The 2,042-nt window shown below is 36.7% G+C and carries 3 protein-coding genes and 1 pseudogene; 1 reads left to right on the forward strand and 3 read right to left on the reverse strand.

Annotated elements, in window-relative coordinates:
* Together AC1DUW_RS26955 and AC1DUW_RS26960 are read right to left on the reverse strand one after the other, a co-directional pair.
* The coding region (locus AC1DUW_RS26955) for a cupin domain-containing protein (RefSeq protein WP_477643943.1) at positions 1–243 on the reverse strand (243 nt) is incomplete at its 3' end.
* Positions 244–264: 21 nt separating this feature from the next.
* Positions 265–807, reverse strand: a pseudogene (locus AC1DUW_RS26960) (cupin domain-containing protein); the annotation flags it as partial.
* Between the two features lie 456 nt (positions 808–1,263).
* Between AC1DUW_RS26960 and AC1DUW_RS26965 the strand changes: the two are divergent.
* Positions 1,264–1,503: a DUF6944 family repetitive protein gene (locus AC1DUW_RS26965; protein ID WP_236694879.1), complete on the forward strand. Its 240-nt coding sequence runs from the start codon at positions 1,264–1,266 to the stop codon at positions 1,501–1,503.
* Positions 1,504–1,686: 183 nt separating this feature from the next.
* Here AC1DUW_RS26965 and AC1DUW_RS26970 read toward each other — a convergent pair.
* Positions 1,687–2,042: FUSC family protein (locus tag AC1DUW_RS26970; protein WP_477643942.1), on the reverse strand; the 356-nt coding region annotated here is incomplete at its 5' end.

Below are 2,042 nucleotides of genomic sequence, written 5' to 3' on the forward strand. Positions count from 1 at the left end.
AACATCTAACTCCCAAGCGTTAGGATGCCAATGAGGTTCCCGAATATGTCCCTTTGTAAGATAGAGGTCTGCAAAAGCACCTCCCACCATTGCAGGAATTTGGGTCGAGGTTATCTCATATAAAACATTTTCAGGGTCTCTTTGGTGGAAGATACTATTCTTTGAGTCAAAAAAGAGATTAGGTGTTCCGCTTGTTTTTTTTATGTTTGTATTGTCAGGGACAAATCCAGTGTTCCTGTTCAAAGGTTGGTGAGTTAAAGGAATAGGCGGTCCAATTACGACTGATTCTTTAATTGGATTTAATGCACTGGCAATTTTGTTAGCATCAACACCGTATGCAAGTTGGAAAACTTCTGGTGGTGTTAGTCGCAACATGTTAGAACCCTCTGCTGATTCAAATAGGTCATTGTTAAAGAACAGGTGCATATGCAATTTTTCTGACTTAGGTAAAATCCAATGCCACCAAGCCATGGGAATAAAAACAACTTGACCAGGTTTTGCAATATAGGTATGCAATTTATTAGTATCTGGGTCAAYAAKTGAGATTTGGGCTTCACCYGAAAYWAYAACATCTAACTCCCAAGCGTTAGGATGCCAATGAGGTTCCCGAATATGTCCCTTTGTAAGATAAACGTCACTAAAAGCACCTCCCACCATTGCAGGAAGTTGTGTCGAAGTAACCGTAAATACAACATTTTCAGGGTCTCTTTCGTGGAAGATATTATCCTTCGAGTCGAAAAAGAGGTTAGGGGTTCCACTTGTTTTTTTTATGTTTGTATTGTCAGGTACGAATCCAGACTTCCCCATGAATCTTCCTCCCATTGCCTAAGAATTTTTATATAATGCGAATAATAAGGTATCACTATAATGTTATATGGGATAACGACATGCAATATGAATCAGATAAGTACCTATAAGCACCTGAAACCTATTACATAAAATGAACATAAGGTGAAGGTTGTAATAGGGAGCTTCTTATCTTTTTCGTTTACACTACAATAATTACTGGTGGAACAAGTCACAAAAAACTTAACCTAGTTAATAGGGTGCTTTTATTAAACAGGGGGATGATCGCGACGGCATCTTTCTTTTCTTTTGATTAAAGAGGCGGGGCGTTGGATATGATGCCGTAAGTTATGAGGAATCGTATACGACATAAAAACATCAATTTTCATAAACATAGGCTATAACCTATAACCTATTAATAGGTTGGCGAGGAATTTCAGTCAATTGGGAATACTACCTTCATTACTGGGGTGGTTATTGACTTTAAAAAAACAAACAGCACAGAAAATATTCATTACCGGTAACTGGATACAAGCGTTAGGTGGACTTATTAACGTGGGACACGGAATCGAGCTCAATCCCTTCCCAGGCCATTCAGAAAACATTATTGGAAACCTATTTCAATCTACAGGAAACTCATTACAGGCTATTGGAGGAGTATATGAATTAGAAAAGAACGGAAACACGGATAATAACTCAAAATTAGCTCAAGATTAATCGGGTGATTATCGGGCAGTATTTTAATTCTAATGGATTTAGCAGCTGCCTGATTAATGCCCCAAAAAAGGTTTCCACTAATTCAATTAAATAAATCCATAGTTTTGCGAAGGGATTTTTATAAATCTGAACTTTTGAAAATACATGACTAATAAAAAGAAACGTCATTTGTGTAAATCTTTTCTATCGGGCTTGTTGCTTTCTCTTGAAAATTAGACGGAACCAAACAAACTGTATCAAAACTGCAATAATTACACCGACCAGAGTATCTGTCATTCTATCTATGGCATAATGTTTCGTTTGGTGTTCAAGTACAAAGACAAATAATATCGTGAGTGCGACTTGATGAATTACTGTTTTGTTAAATTTTAACCACTGTGTGATATAACATCCTAAAAGAATTAATAGTCCTAAATTCCATCCATTTATACTCATATGTCTTGCAATGAGTACAATAACGGAAATACCAATCATGGTTCCAATTACACGTTGTATGGATCGTTGGACCGTTATGTCAATTGTTGATTGAAGGCATAGGA

The sequence above is a fragment of the Peribacillus sp. P4_C12 genome, from assembly GCF_056402095.1.